The sequence below is a fragment of the Bifidobacterium sp. LH_426 genome (genome assembly GCF_056356875.1).
Window position 1 is genome coordinate 1 of sequence record NZ_JBKEVB010000018.1, and the last position, 1,482, is coordinate 1,482.

General features: G+C 64.8%; 2 protein-coding genes. Both read left to right on the forward strand.

Annotated elements, in window-relative coordinates; genetic code table 11:
• The first annotated feature begins 65 nt into the window (after nt 1-65).
• A complete protein-coding gene (locus AC1AYD_RS10660; protein ID WP_476503402.1) occupies nt 66-581 on the forward strand; it encodes a transposase in 516 nt (171 codons plus the stop codon).
• Nucleotides 581-1,435 (forward strand): IS3 family transposase, encoded by an 855-nt coding sequence (locus tag AC1AYD_RS10665; RefSeq protein WP_476503403.1) that lies wholly within the window; start codon nt 581-583, stop codon nt 1,433-1,435. Before AC1AYD_RS10660 ends, AC1AYD_RS10665 begins: the two co-directional genes overlap by 1 nt.
• The last annotated feature ends 47 nt before the right edge of the window (nt 1,436-1,482 follow it).

Here is a 1,482-nt window from a genome sequence, read left to right on the forward strand (position 1 = left end):
CTGAACCGCACCCTGATTGTTGGACTGAAGTAATTCGGATTCGATGATTGGAGGTGCGGTTTCTCATGTCCGGGAATCGCAGGCGTCGTTATGACGATGGTTTCATGCGGCTCGTCGTTGGTGTCTTCCATGAGGGCCATGGCTATAAGGCCGCGGCGCGCCGGCTTGGCGTGTCCGTCGATACCGCGAAAAAATGGTTTCTGTCGTATCGGATCGGCGGGGAGGCGGCGCTCATGGGAGAACGCGGCGGCAGAAAGGCCTACGGCTACGAGACGAAGCTCGCGGCGGTGCGCGACCATGTGGAGCGTGGAATGACCGCGGCCGAGGTCATGGCCCGGTACGGGATCGCGAGCGTCTCGCCATTGCGCCGTTGGTGCCGCGAGTACCGGGCGGGCGGTCCGGAGGCGTTGCGTCCGAGGCCGAAGGGTCGGCCGAAGGGCGCGAAGTCCAAGCCGAAACCGGCACCCACGAGGGAGCGGCTTCTCGAGGAGGAGAACGAGTATCTCAGGGCGAGGGTCGCGTATCTGGAAAAAGCCCGCGCCCTGCTGGCGTCGAAGTCACCAACCGGGAGAAGTCGGTGATCGTCTCGACGCTGGCGGGGCTCGGCCATCCGCTCGCGTATCTGCTCAGGGCCGCCGGTCTGGCGCGGAGCACCTACTACTATCTCCGTTCCCATCCCATGCCGGTCACCCGTCCGGACATCGAGCCGATGGTCGCCGAGATATTCGCGCGCACGCCCAACGGGTGCGGCCACCGGCAGGTGCGCATGTGCCTCGTGCACGAGTCCGGCGTGCGCGTGAGCCACAAGAGCGTGCTGAAGGTCATGCGCCGCATGGGACTGGAGTGCCGGATACGCCGGCCGAACCCGTACCGGAGGTACAGCTCGTACAAGGGCGGGACGGGCGCCAAGCCGCCGAACCTGCTGGAACGCGACTTCGCGGCCGACCGGCCCTGGACGAAACTGGGCACCGACGTCACCGAGTTCAGGATCGCGGGAGGCAAGGCGTACCTCGCGCCCGTGTACGACATGGGGTCCAAGGAGATCATCGCCTGGGACATCAGCCGCCATCCCGACATGGCCCAGCAGCGGCGCCTGCTCTCCATGCTCGAGGAGAAGCTGCCCGAGGACGCGAACCCCATACTCCACAGCGACATGGGCTGGCAGTACCAGCACGCATGGTGGAGGAACAGGCTGACGGAGCTGGGCATACGCCAGTCCATGAGCCGCAAGGGCAACTGTCTGGACAACGCCGCCACCGAGCAGGTGTTCGGCCATCTCAAGGACGAGTTCTACACCGGCCGCCGGTTCGCCTCATACGAGGAGTTCAAGACCGGGCTGGACGCGTACATCGTCCACTGGAACACCAAACGACGCCAGAAACGACTCGGGGGACACACCCCGGAGGAATTCCGGAACATGTCCCCCACAGCCTGATCAGGTACCCTTAATAAACCACGTCCAGCAATCGGGGCGCAGTTCAG

What these genes read in the sequence shown, in the direction of transcription:
- AC1AYD_RS10660 (WP_476503402.1), top strand. Translation starts at nt 66, where the DNA reads ATGTCCGGGAATCGCAGGCGTCGTTATGACGATGGTTTCATGCGGCTC.